18 protein-coding genes and 2 tRNA genes are annotated in these 14,086 nt (G+C 56.9%); 10 read left to right on the top strand and 10 right to left on the bottom strand.

Going from position 1 to position 14,086, the window contains the following annotated elements; all coding sequences use genetic code 11:
* Position 1: 1 nt before the first annotated feature.
* Complete coding sequence (locus AC1DCP_RS08385) at positions 2–241, bottom strand: hypothetical protein (RefSeq protein ID WP_013635919.1); 240 nt, start codon at positions 239–241, stop codon at positions 2–4.
* A 169-nt stretch (positions 242–410) separates the two neighbouring features.
* Between AC1DCP_RS08385 and AC1DCP_RS08380 the strand changes: the two genes are divergently transcribed.
* Complete coding sequence (locus tag AC1DCP_RS08380; protein ID WP_065688224.1) at positions 411–803, top strand: DUF2934 domain-containing protein; 393 nt, start codon at positions 411–413, stop codon at positions 801–803.
* A gap of 91 nt (positions 804–894) precedes the next feature.
* Here AC1DCP_RS08380 and AC1DCP_RS08375 read toward each other — a convergent pair.
* Positions 895–969: transfer RNA gene (locus tag AC1DCP_RS08375), tRNA-Asn, on the bottom strand.
* A gap of 176 nt (positions 970–1,145) precedes the next feature.
* Here AC1DCP_RS08375 and AC1DCP_RS08370 point away from each other — a divergent pair.
* Positions 1,146–1,424, top strand: a complete 279-nt coding sequence (locus tag AC1DCP_RS08370) for a hypothetical protein (RefSeq protein ID WP_013635921.1) — start codon at positions 1,146–1,148, stop codon at positions 1,422–1,424.
* Positions 1,425–1,427: 3 nt separating this feature from the next.
* On the opposite strand, the gene AC1DCP_RS08365 is transcribed toward AC1DCP_RS08370, so the two are convergent.
* Positions 1,428–2,072 (bottom strand): exopolysaccharide biosynthesis protein, encoded by a 645-nt coding sequence (locus AC1DCP_RS08365; RefSeq protein WP_003512591.1) that lies wholly within the window; start codon positions 2,070–2,072, stop codon positions 1,428–1,430.
* Positions 2,073–2,587: 515 nt separating this feature from the next.
* Here AC1DCP_RS08365 and AC1DCP_RS08360 point away from each other — a divergent pair.
* From AC1DCP_RS08360 to AC1DCP_RS08330, 7 genes are all read left to right on the top strand, one after another.
* Positions 2,588–3,175, top strand: a complete 588-nt coding sequence (locus AC1DCP_RS08360; RefSeq protein ID WP_003512594.1) for a YqaA family protein — start codon at positions 2,588–2,590, stop codon at positions 3,173–3,175.
* A 138-nt stretch (positions 3,176–3,313) separates the two neighbouring features.
* The gene (locus AC1DCP_RS08355; RefSeq protein ID WP_003512595.1) at positions 3,314–3,868 is read left to right on the top strand and encodes a dual specificity protein phosphatase family protein; all 555 of its coding nucleotides are present in this window, start codon (positions 3,314–3,316) and stop codon (positions 3,866–3,868) included.
* Between the two features lie 312 nt (positions 3,869–4,180).
* Positions 4,181–5,275, top strand: coding sequence for an ABC transporter substrate-binding protein (locus tag AC1DCP_RS08350; RefSeq protein WP_035198131.1), 1,095 nt, complete (start codon positions 4,181–4,183; stop codon positions 5,273–5,275).
* A gap of 120 nt (positions 5,276–5,395) precedes the next feature.
* Complete coding sequence (locus AC1DCP_RS08345) at positions 5,396–6,448, top strand: FecCD family ABC transporter permease (RefSeq protein ID WP_065688305.1); 1,053 nt, start codon at positions 5,396–5,398, stop codon at positions 6,446–6,448.
* On the top strand, positions 6,445–7,266 hold the full coding sequence (locus AC1DCP_RS08340; protein ID WP_065688225.1) for an ABC transporter ATP-binding protein: 822 nt from the start codon (positions 6,445–6,447) through the stop codon (positions 7,264–7,266). The genes AC1DCP_RS08345 and AC1DCP_RS08340 overlap by 4 nt, the downstream gene beginning before the upstream one ends.
* On the top strand, positions 7,263–7,718 hold the full coding sequence (locus AC1DCP_RS08335; protein ID WP_065658036.1) for a pseudoazurin: 456 nt from the start codon (positions 7,263–7,265) through the stop codon (positions 7,716–7,718). The genes AC1DCP_RS08340 and AC1DCP_RS08335 overlap by 4 nt, the downstream gene beginning before the upstream one ends.
* Positions 7,719–7,834: 116 nt before the next feature.
* Positions 7,835–8,332: a ferritin gene (locus tag AC1DCP_RS08330; RefSeq protein ID WP_003512602.1), complete on the top strand. Its 498-nt coding sequence runs from the start codon at positions 7,835–7,837 to the stop codon at positions 8,330–8,332.
* Positions 8,333–8,391: 59 nt separating this feature from the next.
* On the opposite strand, the gene AC1DCP_RS08325 is transcribed toward AC1DCP_RS08330, so the two are convergent.
* The 3 genes from AC1DCP_RS08325 to AC1DCP_RS08315 all read right to left on the bottom strand — a co-directional run bounded on the left by AC1DCP_RS08325 (position 8,392) and on the right by AC1DCP_RS08315 (position 9,241).
* Complete coding sequence (locus tag AC1DCP_RS08325; RefSeq protein ID WP_013635930.1) at positions 8,392–8,595, bottom strand: hypothetical protein; 204 nt, start codon at positions 8,593–8,595, stop codon at positions 8,392–8,394.
* A gap of 170 nt (positions 8,596–8,765) precedes the next feature.
* On the bottom strand, positions 8,766–9,026 hold the full coding sequence (locus AC1DCP_RS08320; RefSeq protein ID WP_003512603.1) for a hypothetical protein: 261 nt from the start codon (positions 9,024–9,026) through the stop codon (positions 8,766–8,768).
* A 138-nt stretch (positions 9,027–9,164) separates the two neighbouring features.
* A tRNA-Pro gene (locus AC1DCP_RS08315) sits at positions 9,165–9,241 on the bottom strand.
* A 218-nt stretch (positions 9,242–9,459) separates the two neighbouring features.
* Here AC1DCP_RS08315 and AC1DCP_RS08310 point away from each other — a divergent pair.
* Positions 9,460–9,996, top strand: a complete 537-nt coding sequence (locus AC1DCP_RS08310; protein WP_003512604.1) for a DUF1269 domain-containing protein — start codon at positions 9,460–9,462, stop codon at positions 9,994–9,996.
* Between the two features lie 96 nt (positions 9,997–10,092).
* On the opposite strand, the gene AC1DCP_RS08305 is transcribed toward AC1DCP_RS08310, so the two are convergent.
* From AC1DCP_RS08305 to uppE, 4 genes are all read right to left on the bottom strand, one after another.
* Positions 10,093–10,773 carry a hypothetical protein gene (locus AC1DCP_RS08305; protein ID WP_065688226.1) on the bottom strand — a complete coding sequence of 227 codons (681 nt, stop codon included), beginning with the start codon at positions 10,771–10,773 and terminating at the stop codon, positions 10,093–10,095.
* A gap of 228 nt (positions 10,774–11,001) precedes the next feature.
* Positions 11,002–11,151, bottom strand: coding sequence for a hypothetical protein (locus AC1DCP_RS08300; RefSeq protein WP_003512607.1), 150 nt, complete (start codon positions 11,149–11,151; stop codon positions 11,002–11,004).
* A 78-nt stretch (positions 11,152–11,229) separates the two neighbouring features.
* Positions 11,230–12,471 carry a polysaccharide biosynthesis O-antigen ligase family protein UppF gene (gene uppF / locus AC1DCP_RS08295; protein WP_065661100.1) on the bottom strand — a complete coding sequence of 414 codons (1,242 nt, stop codon included), beginning with the start codon at positions 12,469–12,471 and terminating at the stop codon, positions 11,230–11,232.
* Positions 12,468–14,021, bottom strand: a complete 1,554-nt coding sequence (gene uppE, locus AC1DCP_RS08290; RefSeq protein ID WP_003512611.1) for a polysaccharide biosynthesis glycosyltransferase UppE — start codon at positions 14,019–14,021, stop codon at positions 12,468–12,470. The genes uppF and uppE overlap by 4 nt, the downstream gene beginning before the upstream one ends.
* Positions 14,022–14,086: the final 65 nt, after the last annotated feature.

Here is a 14,086-nt window from a genome sequence, read left to right as displayed (position 1 = left end):
CCTATGGCTGTTCCCTTGTGCCGGGTGCCGCATCGCGCTGGTCATCGTCCTCAAGGTCTGTGGCGACGATGAAGGCATCCTCGTGTTGCCGCGCTGCCTGCCGGCGTGCGCGCAGGCTTATCGATTCATCGGGGTAAATCTCACTTTCTTTAGATTTGAGTTCGCTGTCCGTTTCGAAACGCGGCAAATCTTCGTCTTTGATATCGAGAGGTTCGTTTTTCTTCTGTTTCGGATCGCTCATGGATGGTCCTCCTGCGGGTTCCTGCCGGGCAAACGATCCTGCAGTGAGTAGGGTTCCCTTTTTTCAGGGAAATGCGCATGTGCAATCTCCGGACGCGGAACAATTTCCGGCCATTTCTGTTTTTCAATTGGCACAGTCAAAGCCGATGCGACGCAAAGAGGAGGACGTTATGAACCATGATCGCGAAGCAGCAATCCGCGAAAAAGCCCGCGCAATATGGGAGAGGGAAGGCAGGCCGGAGGGACATCACGAACGCCACTGGATGGAGGCGGAACGGGAGGTCTCGGCAAGCACGGAAACCGGAAAGACTAATGGCAAAAATGGCGCGAAGAAACCCGCTGCCGCCAAGCCCTTGGTCCAGAAGAAGGTGACTGCGGATAAGGCTTCGGCAAAAAATGCCAAATCACCAGCGGTAAAATCTCTTCAGAAAGAGCAAAAAGCGGAGACCAGCCGAAGAGACGACGACCTGACCGAAAGCCTGGAGGAAAGTTTCCCGGCAAGCGATCCGCCGGCACTCACCAACGCGTCTACTGCGACGAAGCGTGTGGCGAAGAAGACCTGAGGTCAATAGCGCCCAGCTACGCGCCTATGCCAAGATCGATATAGAGCGAATGCTGCGGCATCTCGCTCGTCATGCCATATTTTGGAAAAAATGGCTCCCCGGGCCGGATTCGAACCGGCGACCTGTCGATTAACAGTCGAATGCTCTACCGCTGAGCTACCAGGGAACGTGCGCTGCTTGGCGCGGTGTGAGCGGGGTAATACAAATGCTTTTCCGATTTGCCAAGCGCTTTTTTCAAAAAAAACGCATTCATCTTGTTTTATCTCGCCGGAGTCCCGATTTTCCGGGCTTATCGACGGTGAAAAAATTATCCACAGGCCAGATGTTAAAGGGCAGTATGGAATGAAATTTGGAATGGACCACAGAACGGGTCGTCTCAATCTCGGAAAATGGAGCGTCGCAATGCCGCGTTCGCGCGTCGGCAGGATCGCCACCGGCTCGGCGCTGGTGGTGGGCGGAACGCTCGGGTTTTTGCCCATCCTCGGTTTCTGGATGGTCCCGCTTGGTCTTATCGTGCTTTCCCACGATTTGCCGGCGGTTCGCCGCAGGCGGCGGCGGCTGGCAGTCTGGTGGGCATCGCGACGCAATGGTCGCAACACCCGCAATAGAGGTGGACAATAAGGCTCAGCCGCCCATCGAGCTGCTGAGGCCCTGTCCAGCCCAGAAGGCGGCGTAGGCGAGTGCTGCAAAATAAATCGCTGTCAGGATGAGAAACAGATACCCGCCGAGAACGGTCACACCGTCCCTCTGGATCATACCCGCCGAAAAAAGCAGGATGGCGACGCCAGGCAGGGTGTTGGAGAAGGGAATGAAGCCGAGCGGCATCATCAGCAACACGCCAGCGGTCATCAGCGCAAGTCCGTTTACTCTATTGGCGACGATGCCCGCCGTCAGCGCCGGAAGGCGCGGGCGGATGAAGCGATCGAGCCTGGAGACGATGGCGACGCCTTTCTGCAGTGCCGGTACCAGCTTTGCCGTTTCCATCTGCCGGTCGAGAATCCTGGCCGGCAGCCATGGCAGACGGTTGAGGGTGATGGCCAGACTGACGAGAATGATCGCTGCGCCAAACACGGTGCTGACGCCGGGAATGGAGACCGGAATGAGGAAGGGCAGGGAAGCTATGGCACAGATGAGCAGCAGGCCCTGTTCGCCGATTGCTTCCATCAGCTCGCGCAATGTGATCGTCTGACCTTGCAGTTTCCCAATCAGCTTTTCAAGCGTGGTGCTGAGCTTTTCAGACGTATCAGTGAATGCGAATTCGTTCGACATCAGGCTTCCCGGAAGTTGCTTTAACTCCGGGTTTGATAACATTCATCAGGCCGAATGCCTACCGCCGATGGAAAATCAGCGTCTTTTCGGGCCGGTGCTGTTGCCCGCCTTTGTCAGTGGGAAACCCAGCTGCTGTAGGCGCCTGCAAGAAGAACAATCAGCAGGATGACCAGTATGACCGGATTGATCGACGTAATGAAGCTTACATAGTCCATGATAACTTCCTCCTCTTTCCGCCACACCTTATTCTACCGCAAAAAGGCCGGTTTATCTACCTGAAGATGAAATTTCGCATCGCAGCAACCATCCGTCGCTGCGGTCTGGAATTGTTTGTTTTTCTCATTTGCCGCAACGCAAAAAATAAATCTTCCAACATTTGCCATTCTCTTGCGTTGTCTCTAATCCTGATTTGGCGGCGGTCGATAGTCAGACCGTCCGCCGCTGACAAACCGCCACTGAGATGCCTTGGCTCCCGCCTTGCCTTCGGTCTAAAACGATCTTCCCGAGGACATTAAATGCTGAAAAACATCTATGCCTGGACGATGGCGCTTGCCGCGCGCAAAAGCGCCGTGTGGTGGCTGGCGATCGTGGCCTTCGTCGAAAGCTCCGTCTTCGTTGTGCCAGCGGATGTGCTTTTCCTGCCCATGGTGCTGGCAAAGCCAAAAAAGGCGATGTTTTATGCGCTCGTAGCAACGGTCGCTTCCGTTCTCGGTGGCATTGCCGGCTGGTTTCTCGGCCACTATGCTTTCGAGAGTATCGCGCGGCCAATTCTGGAATTTTACGGCAAGCTGGACAGCTTCGAGCAGCTCAAGAATTCGGTAAATTACGAGACCATCATTCTCCTGCTGGTGACATCGGGCTTTGCGCATCTGCCGCCGATCAAGGTTGTCACCATCCTCTCCGGTGCGGCCAATATCAGCCTCGGCCTGTTCATTCTCTCGGCTGTCGTCACGCGCGGCGCGCGCTTTTTCATCCTCGCCGGGTTGCTGCAAAGATACGGTGAACCGGTGCGCCACTTCATCGAAAAACGCCTTGGTGTTATCGCCGCCGCTGTGGCCGCAGCGCTCATCGCCATCTATGCGGTCTACGTTTTCGTGCGCTGACTAAACGCAGTTTTTCTACTCTTACAATACTGTCGCATAACTTTCAGCCTACTGTCAGAATCCAGCTGTATCGGTTGTCTCGTCCAATGAGAGAACCGATTTATTATGCGAAGATTATGGAAGTGCTCCTTGGGGGGCATGGGTATTGCTGTGCTTGCCGCAGGCGGTTATCTCCTCGCCATCCAGCTTCTCGGCAACTTTCACGAGGTGGTGGCAGGGCAGCTTTACCGCTCCAACCAGCCAAGCAGTGAGCAGCTGGTCCGCTATACCAGGGACCATGGCATCAAGACGGTCATCAATCTCCGCGGAGAGAATGAATCCGAGGACTGGTACAAGGATGAGATCAAAACCTCGCGCGAGCTTGGGTTGACCCATATCGATTTTGGCATGTCAGCCCGCCACGAACTCGACATGACCAAGGTGAACCAGTTGGTCGCGATCATGCGTGATGCGCCGAAGCCCATCCTCATTCATTGCAAGTCCGGTGCGGACAGGACAGGCCTTGCGACCGCGCTTTATCTCGGCCGCGTCGCGTATCTCGGTGAAAAGGCGGCTGAGAGCCAGCTTTCCGTCCGCTACGGCCATATCGGCATCCCCTATCTGTCTGAAACCTATGCGATGGACCAGACCTGGGAAAATGTCGAACACATGTCGATCGCCGACGACTTCACAATTGCTTCAAACGAGTTTTGAAAAAGGTCGGGCATAACGTCCGCAAAATTGCTGATCGATCTCCTGAAGCGGGATTTTGCGTTCTGTTCTGATCGCGCAACGGTCGGGACGGGGCCCAAACGCTTGGTTTCTTAACTGTTGAGTTTTCAACGACGCAGCCTGTCTTTCATCAGGCGACCCGCTTTCTCCCTCTCGAGGTTCGTCGGAAATCACATTTTTTGTCTATATATTAGTAACTTATGCGATCCAACAATTAAGTTGACTCCTTTAATCATCTTTTATAGAGCGACGTTGTTTCAACTTCTGGATCGCATCATGACCCCAAAATCATTTATGAGCGGCCTTGCCGCATCGCTCTTGTCTATTCTCTTTACCGCCCCTTATGTAATGGCTGAACAAAAGACCATCACAGATGTCATCGGACGCGAAGTGAAGGTTGACCTTCCAGCAAAGCGCGTTGTTCTCGGTTTCTACTTCGAGGACTACATGGCGGTCGGCGGCGAGAAAGCCTATGATTCCGTCGTCGGCATTTCTCGCGAAGCCTGGGAAGGCTGGGTACCCGCCAACTGGAAGATGCACCTCGCGCATCGCGCCTCGCTTGCCGACATTGCCGATGTCGGTGAAGTGGAAGCGCAGACTTTCTCGGTCGAAAAAGTGTTGAGCCTCAATCCCGACCTGGTGATTCTGGCAGACTGGCAATACAAAGCGCTTGGTCTCGATGCCGATCGTCTGGAAGAAGAAGGCATTCCCGTCGTCGTCGTCGACTACAACGCCCAGACGGTCGAGCGGCACGTCGCCTCGACCCGGCTTTTTGGCGACCTGACCGGCCAGGAGAAGCGTGGCAAGGAAATTGCCGACTTCTATGCCGGTTCGCTGAAAGAGGTCGCTGACCGGGTCGCCAAGTCCGGAAAGCCGAAACCGAAGGTCTATGTCGAGTTCGGCAATAAGGGCCCGGCCGAATATTCTTTCACCTACGGCAAGAACATGTGGGGCGCCATGTCCACTGCGGCTGGCGGCGACAACATTGCCGCTCCCTTCGTCGAATGGTGGGGACCGATCAATCCAGAACAGGTTCTGGCGTCCAAGCCTGACGCCATCTTCATTTCCGGTCGCGAAAACAACAAAAACCCGGCAGCGCTGCCCATGGGACAGGCGGTGAAGGCGGCAGACGCAGGCGAGAAACTCAAGGCATTTGAGGCCCGTCAGGGCTGGAGCGAATTGCCCGCCATCAAGAACGGCCAGCTGTTCGGTGTTTACCAGGGTGCGTCGCGCACGCTCTCCGATTTCGCCATGGTTCAGTACATCGCAAAGCAGCTATATCCCGAGCAGTTCAAGGATGTCGATCCGATCGCCAACTATCTCGGCTATTACAAGAAGTACCTTCCGGTAACGCCTCAAGGCACTTTCGCCATCGCCGTCAAGGATTGATATCGCGCTTGCCTGTGGCGGCGCAGAAACGTGCTTTCTTCGCCGCCACAGTGGCGAAATCTCGCGCACGCCGCCGTTGCGGCGTCCGCTTTTCCAGACAGTCCTTTCAGGCAGGTTTTCATGACAATTGCTGCCCGCAACGCCGAGGCCATCGGTGCGCACCGGCTGCGCGAGCGCCGTCGCTGGCGTGTCGTCTCTATCTTCTTCGTATTGATGGCAGTGAGCCTCGTTCTCGATATCGCCACTGGTCCTTCGCTGCTGTCGCCCGCCGAAGTGGTGAAGTCGCTGACCGGCCTTGGCGAACGGGCCGCCATGACCGATTCCATCGTGCGCGGCCTTCGCCTGCCCATGGCGTTGATGGCGCTTGCCGTCGGTGCGGCACTCGGGGCAGGCGGCGCGCAAATGCAGACCCTGCTCAATAATCCCATGGCGAGCCCCTATACGCTCGGTATGGCCGCAGCGGCCGGTTTCGGTGCGGCGCTGGTACTGGCGCTTGGCGGTCTTGGGCTGGATGCCACGATTGCCGTTCCGCTGGGCGCGTTCGTCTTTTCCATGCTCGCAGCACTTTTTCTCTTCACGCTGGCCTCCATGCGGCAGATGACGACCGAAACCATCATTCTCGGCGGCATCGCGCTTCTTTTCCTGTTTCAGTCGCTGCTGTCGCTCATCCAATTCCTGTCCTCACCGGAGCTGTCCCAGCAGATCCTTTTCTGGCTGTTCGGCAGCCTGACTAAGGCGACCTGGCCGACGCTTGGCCTGACCGCTGCCGTGACCGCCCTCTGCTGCACCCTGCTGATGGCGGATTGCTGGAAGCTGACCGCGCTCAGAATGGGGGAGATGCGGGCGGCAAGCCTCGGCATCAATGTCCGCTGGCTGCGCATGAAGGTTCTCGTCATCGTCGCCATCATGACCGCGACGGCCACCAGCTTCGTCGGCGTCATCGGTTTTATCGGGCTGGTCGCGCCGCATATCGCCCGCATGACCGTGGGCGAGGATCAGCGCTTCTTCCTGCCCATGTCGGTGCTGAGCGGCGCGCTGATGCTGTCGGCTGCCTCGATCCTCTCCAAATCGATCGTTCCCGGTGCGCTGTTCCCGGTTGGCATCGTCACGGCCATTGTCGGCGTGCCGTTTCTGATGTGGCTGATTTTCGCTCCGAAGAGGCGCGGCCGATGATGGTTCTCGATTCGATTTCCGCCGAGCGCGGCGGACAGACTGTTGTGAAAGGGCTGTCGGCGCGTCTGGAGGCGGGGCATATTCATGCCGTCATCGGCCCAAACGGAACGGGCAAGACGACCCTTCTGAGAGCGATCTTCGGCGATCTGCCACTTGCTGCCGGTTCGATCAGCCTCGGCGTCCGCCGTCTTCGGGCCGGGGAGCGGGCGGGGCGGTATATAAGGCAGTGGCGCGATGGCTTTGCCTACATGCCGCAGGACACCACGGCCGATATTGCGCTCAGCGTGCTGGAGGTGGTGGCACTCGGCCGTTTCGGGCGTCTGTCGCTGCATATTGACGACGAGACGCTCGACCTGGCCATGACACGCCTGCATCAGGCGGGAATAGCGCATCTGGCGGGCAGGGAGATCGCCTCCCTCAGCGGCGGGCAGCGGCAGATGGCGCTTTTCGCGCAGGTTCTGATGCGCGAGCCGCAGGCGATGCTGCTGGACGAGCCGGTCAGCGCGCTGGACCTCAAACATCAGGTGTCGCTTCTCGATCTGGTGCGGCAGGAAACCCGCGCCAATGGCTGGGTAACGCTGGTCGTGCTGCATGATCTCAACCTCGCCTGCCAATATGCCGACAACCTGCTGGTGATTTCCGATGGCGCATTGAAGGCGACCGGTGCGCCGGGAGATATCGTTACGCCGAAACTCATTTCCGAGACCTACGGGGTGACGGTGGAAGTTTTGCGGGACAGGCGCGGCAATCCCGTCATTCAGCCGGCTGGCGACCCGCTGCCCGAACATTTGAAAACCCTTGAAGGAATAATTGCATGAAACGATTTTTGATGACGTTTGCCGCGGCTTTGGCGGTAACCTTTTCTGTCGCGCCGTCCTTTGCTGCCGAACACAAGGTGCTGATGCTCAATTACGGCACGGACGGCAGCATGGTGTTTGAGCCTTCCTATGTAAAGGCAGAGCCCGGCGACACCATCACCTTCGTGCCGCAAAATTCCAGCCATTACGTGCAGTCCTATGCCGTTCCGGAAGGCGTAACGCCCTGGAAAGGCAAGCTCGATGAGGCCTTCACCGTTACCGTCGAGAAGGAAGGTGTCTATCTCTATTATTGCCCGCCGCATCTGATGATGGCGATGATCGGTGTGATCCAGGTCGGCAAGCCCGTCAATCTGGAAGCGGTCAGGCAAAAGGCGGAGAAGCTGCGCCCCAAACTGGTCATGAAGGGCGAAAGGCTGGACGCGGCTCTGGCACAGCTAACGCCGGCGCAATGACGCCATCTCCGTGCTCGACCGGATGGGACGCTCGATCCCTCAAATCTCGCTCGCCGGGTGTGTGAAGCAGCCCACACGAAAAAATTGGCTGCAATCACCATAACAAGGATAAACCAATGGCAAATAAACTAGTCGAAACGACATTGAACGACCTGCTCAACGGCGAATTGCGCGCCCACCACGCCTATCTTCAGGCAGCCGCCTGGGCGGCTGAGCGCAATCTCGATGGTTGCTACAAGTTTCTGCTTGGCCATGCTGCCGAAGAGCTGGAGCATATGCACCGCATCTTCAGCTTTCTGAACGATCTCGGAGCTCCAGTTATTTTCACCGAGCTGCCGGCTCCACAGGTCACTGCAAACGATATCAAGGGGTTGTTTGCAATTGTCGCGCAACACGAATCGCGTGTCACCGCCGCCATCAACGCGGCGGTTGATCTCGCGCGGTCTGAAAAAGACCATGCGACCACATCCTTCCTGCAATGGTTCGTGAACGAACAGCATGAGGAGGACAGCCTGTGCCGCACGATAATGGGCAAGATCGAGCTGATCGGTGACGGTCCCAATGCGCTTTATCTGATTGACCGCGAAATCGGCGAACTGGCTGAAAAGGCCTGAAGGCTGCGCAGCATTCAGTGATATTCCACAAGCTGCATCAAACGCAGCTTGTGGCTGGTTCAGTCACTTCCCAAATCCGGCGTCCATCCACGCGTATAGCCTTTTCCCATGATGGCAACCGCAAGGGAAAGCTGTTCCTGCAAATGTTCAATTTCGCCCAGCAGCGTTTCAACAGCCGCCTTCGCATCGCCATCATGACACTGGATGACATATCCAGCTATGTCGTCAGGCCGTACAGGGGTGATTTTTTCCGCATCGGGCATATCGGTTGACCTCTCGTTTGTTCACTAAATGTTCTAATTTTAGCAGAGAGTCAACAAGGCAAATGCGTGCCGTCTCTGGACGGTCACAGGCTTTGCAATAAGAGTATATTTCTGGAATTATCGTTGAATGCACTCGCGCCCGCCACGGCCTCGCACCGCAATGTCAAGCGTCAATGAACGGATGGATCTTCGCCGTCCAGGAAGCTGCGAATTCCATCTTTCTCACAGGTGGCCAGGAATTCTTCCCAGGCGTCCTTGTCTGTCGTGAAAGGTTCTTCCCAGGTGGTGACATCATCATGCTCGCTGATAACCTCGAGCGTCCAATCCTGCTGGGTGCCAGCCGGCCGGTAGATATCAACCAGAACCGTGATACCGTCGTCTTCAAATTCGCCTGAGAATTCCGAGTGTTCAATTTTTGTTTTTTTGACCATCACAGCACACCTCGCTCTCAGGCTTGGATAAACGCACACCCACACCGCATCTTGTCAATTCGCGCATGGCGCCGGCGAGAATGTGGCTGAAAAAATTATAGCCAGCTCTGGGGGAACTGGCTATCTATCTGTTTTTAATGGTCGGAGCGGCGGGATTCGAACCCACGACCCCTTGACCCCCAGTCAAGTGCGCTACCGGGCTGCGCTACGCTCCGAACCTGAAAGCCATTTATATATAAGCCTGTTAGGGCGCAAGCGGAAAATAGCCTTTTCTTGAAAAAAGGAACAAAGGCTGTGGACGGTGGGCAGGGACTTTCTTCCCGAAGATGTTGCCCGTCAAACGCGTGACACATCATCCTTCCATCATGGCGGGAACCTGCCGTGTTCTTTGGCGTTCCAATCTAAGCGAAACTGAAATTCAGGGAGATGAAACATGTCCGAACTCGTCGTTGTCGGTTTTGACGGAACGGAAGAGGCCGACCGGGTCCTTCTGAAACTTGCTGGAATGAAAAAGGAATATCTGGTCGATCTGGAAGATGCCGTCGTCGTCGTTCGCGATGAAAACGGCAAGGTGCACCTGAAGCAGAGCGTCAATCTGACGGCGATCGGTGCAAGCTCCGGTTTTCTCTCCGGTGGTCTCTGGGGCGGCCTCGTTGGCCTGCTGTTCCTCAATCCGCTCGCGGGATTTGCGATTGGCGGCGCGATCGGTGCGGGAACGGGTGCGCTTGCGGGGTCGCTGACGGATTACGGCATCGACGACGATTTCATCAAATCTCTGGGTGAAACCATCCCGAATGGCTCTTCGGCGTTGTTCGTGCTGATCCGCAAGGTGCAGCCGGAAAAGGTGATGGCTGAACTGGAAGGTCTTCGTGGGCGGGTCATCAAAACCTCGCTTTCGCCAGAGCAGGAAGCGCAACTGCAAAAGGCGCTTTCCGGCGGAACGGAACAAGCCGCAGCGCCTGCCGTCTGAACGAGGCAGGGAGAAGATGCTGCGGCATGATTCATGTCGCAGCAGATCTATAAAAGTGCGGCGGCGCTCTTTGCGACCCTCACCGGAAACGTTGGCTTAAACCGTCAGCGTTCCGGTTTTCGCCTGCGGCCAGGTCAGATAATAATACCGACTGCCGACATTGCCAAAAAATGCGTTGTCGCCGGAAATACTGTCGACATAGGCGCCACCGGTGGTTTTTGCATAAGCCGAACCGTCGCGCTTGAGGTGGTCCTTCAGAAAATCGCTCCAGCCGGTCGTGGTGATCTCGGTTGCCGGTTTTGAGGTGGTTGTCTTGTCGGCCTCCACGTCCCAGGCTTTTATCTTTGCGCCTTCGGTCGGATCGGAGACTGTCAGCGTTCCAGCGGCCAGCGCTTCCAGCATTGCCTTGGCTTGCGTAGCTTTGCTGGGGTCCTTGGAGAGTTCTTCCAGCGTCGTCTTCAGGCTTGTCATGAAACTGGCCTGTGTAATGTCGCCGGATGGCGCCTGTGTGCTGGTGTCGTCGGTCTCCGCGTCATTGCCGGAGACTTGCGCATATTGCGCCAGAAGCTGTGTCAGCCGCGTATTGGTGGAGGAGGGCGAGGTGTCGATCCCGTAGGAGTCGAGGATCGCAGTTCGTGGCGAGGAGGTCGAAGCGGAATTGTCCTCCTGCTCCTTGATGGCCTTGAGTGCGAGTTTGGTGGAGTTGATGCGTGTGGACAGGTCGACGGAGGAGACCATTGCGCTCACTGTTTCCATGATCAGGCCGATACACGTCATGCATACCGAACCGGCTCGGCGAAGATCCTCGATCCCGCCTTTCGTCTCCTCTCATAAGAAGACCGGGTGTATCCGCAGCCGTCTCAAGCTTGGGATGCACCCGGTCTAATAGCCGAACTTTGCGCGACGCTTGCGGACATATAGTGCGTCTCTAATCAACGGAAGCGTTGGACGCACTCAATGCCTTGGTTTCAGTCATGAAACCGCTACGCATTTTACTGGAAGTGCTCAGTTTTCCTGCACGGAAACACCGTTCGGGCCGATATTCATCTCGATCCCCTTCGGTTTGCTTTCTTCGTGCCAGACATAGGCTCCAAGGCCGACAAGAACCACCAGGAGTGCGCCAATGATGAAATAGAGATTGTTCGTCTGCGTCATAGGATGTCTCCCCGTTTGACAATCATGATCGCGGGCTAAACGCATGAAATAATGTAAGGTTCCGTAAGGGTAAGGACTTTAGGTGGCACTTCTGCTTTGGCGCAGGCTTTCGCGCTTTTCCAGAGCCATGCATCCCCACAATATGCCGAGCAGCAGGAAGAAATGCCGCCAGTGGTCGGTGTCAATGACGTTGCCGATCATCACATGCCCGACAAAGGTTACCCAGGAAATGATGAGAAACGGCTGCCAGGGCCGCTGGCGCAGCAGCAGTTTGAAGCAGGCGGCAATGGTCCAGCAGATCAGCGTGAGATAGATGACGAAGCCGAACCAGCCATGCGTGGTCAGGCTCTTCAGCCAGATATTATGTTCCGCGGCGGGAAAGATGTCGTCGAACACCATGGGGCCGATGCCGAGCGGATGTTCCATCGCCATCAGGAAACCGAGATAGTGGCGGGCAAAACGCCCGAGATGGCCACCATCATAGGATTGCACCGCCGAGGCGCGGCTGGAGAACAGGTCTGCTACCTGCTTGAATTGCAGGGCGATGATGACGGCTGCTACCATCAATGCCACGGCGACGAGAAACAGAACGAGGATTTTCAGCCGGAATGCCGCCGTACGCTCTTTCAGCAGCATGACGAAAACCAGAAGCACTGCGGAAAACAGGAAAAGGCCCCATGCGGCGCGTGAAAACGACAGGAACACGGCAAGAGACAGAATGAGCAGGCCAAGGATCCGCCATGGCGCATGCATCGCCTTGCCGGAGAGCAGGCCGTAAATCAGATACAGCGACGGCGTCACCAGGAAGGGACCGAAGACGTTCGGGTCCTGAAAGGCGCCCTTGGCGCGATCGTAAAGGGTAAAGACCTCGAAACCGGGAATGGCGTGAAAATATCCGATGATGCCGAGCAGGGAGGTAATCAACGCTGCGGCGAGCCAGGCCCGGAAAATCAGCAGCAGCCGCTGGTGCTTGTCCTCGATGATGGCAGCATAAAAAACCGAGGTCAGCGCCAGAAAGGTCGATACGGCGAGATAAAGCGGCCCCTCGTCAAGATTGGCCATGGTGGTGAGCGAAAGATAACCGCCGACATTGAAGGCAAGCAGCAGGCACAAAAGCAGGACGACGGTGCGCGAAAGGCGCAAGCCCAGCAGGAACCAGATTGCCACTTGCCCTACCATCATCAGCTCGTAGGGCGCCGGTTCGGAAATCACGAAGCCGGAAAGAAAGACGCCGAAGGCAATGAAGAACGCGCCGACCAGCCGCATGGCGGCAAGCGGTGCGTCAAAATCCGGTGCGTGCTGGTAACCGGTGTGGGTCAATAGGCATTTTCCGATTTGAGCAGCCGGATCGGCGTCAGAAACAGGATCTTTAGATCGAGAAGCAGCGACCAGTTCTCGATATAATAGAGATCGTATTCGGTGCGGAACTTGATCTTGTCGCCGTGGTCGATCTCACCACGCCAGCCATTGATCTGCGCCCAGCCGGTAACACCGGGCTTGACCTTGTGCCGGGCGAAATAATGCTCCACCACCTCGGTATATTTCAGGTCGCCCGTCTGGGCGTGCACGGCGTGCGGACGCGGCCCGACCAAAGAAAGATCGCCGTAAAGAACGTTGAAAAGCTGTGGCAGCTCGTCCATCGAGGATTTTCGCAGGAACCGCCCGACCGGCGTGACACGCGGATCGTTTTTCGTGACGGCCTTTTTCGCCGTGGGGTCGCTGAGTTCCGTATACATGGAACGGAACTTCCAGACATTGATCGTTTCATTGTTGAAGCCATGACGCTTCTGCTTGAAGAACACCGGGCCTTTGGATGTCGTCTTGACGGCAATCGCTGCGCCCAGCATCACCGGCCACAACAGAACGATGCCGATAATGCTGAAGACGATGTCGAACACCCGTTTCCCGACCGAATCCCAGTCGCGTATCGGCTTGTCGAACACGTCGAGCATCGGCACTGCGCCGACATGGGAATAGGCGCGGGGGCGGAAACGCAATTTGTTGGCATGGGCCGCGATACGGATATCGACGGGTAGCACCCACAGCTTGCGCAGGAGCTGGAGGATACGCGCCTCGGCACTGAGCGGCAGGGCGATGATCAGCATGTCGAGCTTCGTCAGGCGGGCGAATTCCACCAGTTCCGCGAAGGTGCCGAGCTTGGGGTAGCCGGCAACCACATCGGGTGAACGCTCGCTTTTCCGGTCGTCGAAAATGCCGCAGATGCGGATATCATTGTCCGTTTGCTGTTCGAGCGAGCGGATGAGGTCCTTGGCGGCATCGCCGCCACCGACGATCACGGCGCGACGCTCCATCACGCCGTTGCGGCCCCAGTGGCGAATGGCGAAGCCGAGGATCAGCCGTCCGGTGAAAATGGCGATTGCGCCGGTGGCGTACCAGATGGCAAAAGTCTGCCAGGAATGCAGCGCTTCCGGCAAAAACAGGAGAAGGATGCCGGCGACGGTGACGAAGGACAGGCAGACGGCGCCCTGAATGCGGGCAAACATTTTCAGCGGCGCGCGCAGCGTCGGCAACTGGTAACAGTCGCCGGCCTGCAAAAGAAACACGCAAACCGCCGCGCCCAGCACCCCAATGCCGAAAACCGCAAGAAAGGTTTCAAGCCCCTGCCGGGCAGCGATGCCATTGACGATAGCCGCGATGATCGCCAGCATCGAAAATTCGAGAAGACGCAATTGGCCGATGACCATGTTTGGCGAATGGTTGCCGGCGCGAAGCTGGTTGGCGATCTGCCGTGCAAGCGGATTGAGAACAACGCTTTCCGATGCGGAAGGCTCACCCGCATCGCGCTCGGAGATTTGCTGGCGCAACGTCGCCAGATCGAATTCAAGTCTTCCCTTGTCAGCCTTGGTCATTGCTTTGGTCCGCACCCTCCAGCCCATCGGCCCGAAAACCGGAATCGATTTTCGAAGGGAACGAT

Source organism: Agrobacterium sp. 10T429 (assembly GCF_056393925.1).
The sequence above is the reverse complement of the archived record's forward strand: the minus strand, read 5'-3'. Positions and strand labels throughout refer to the sequence as shown.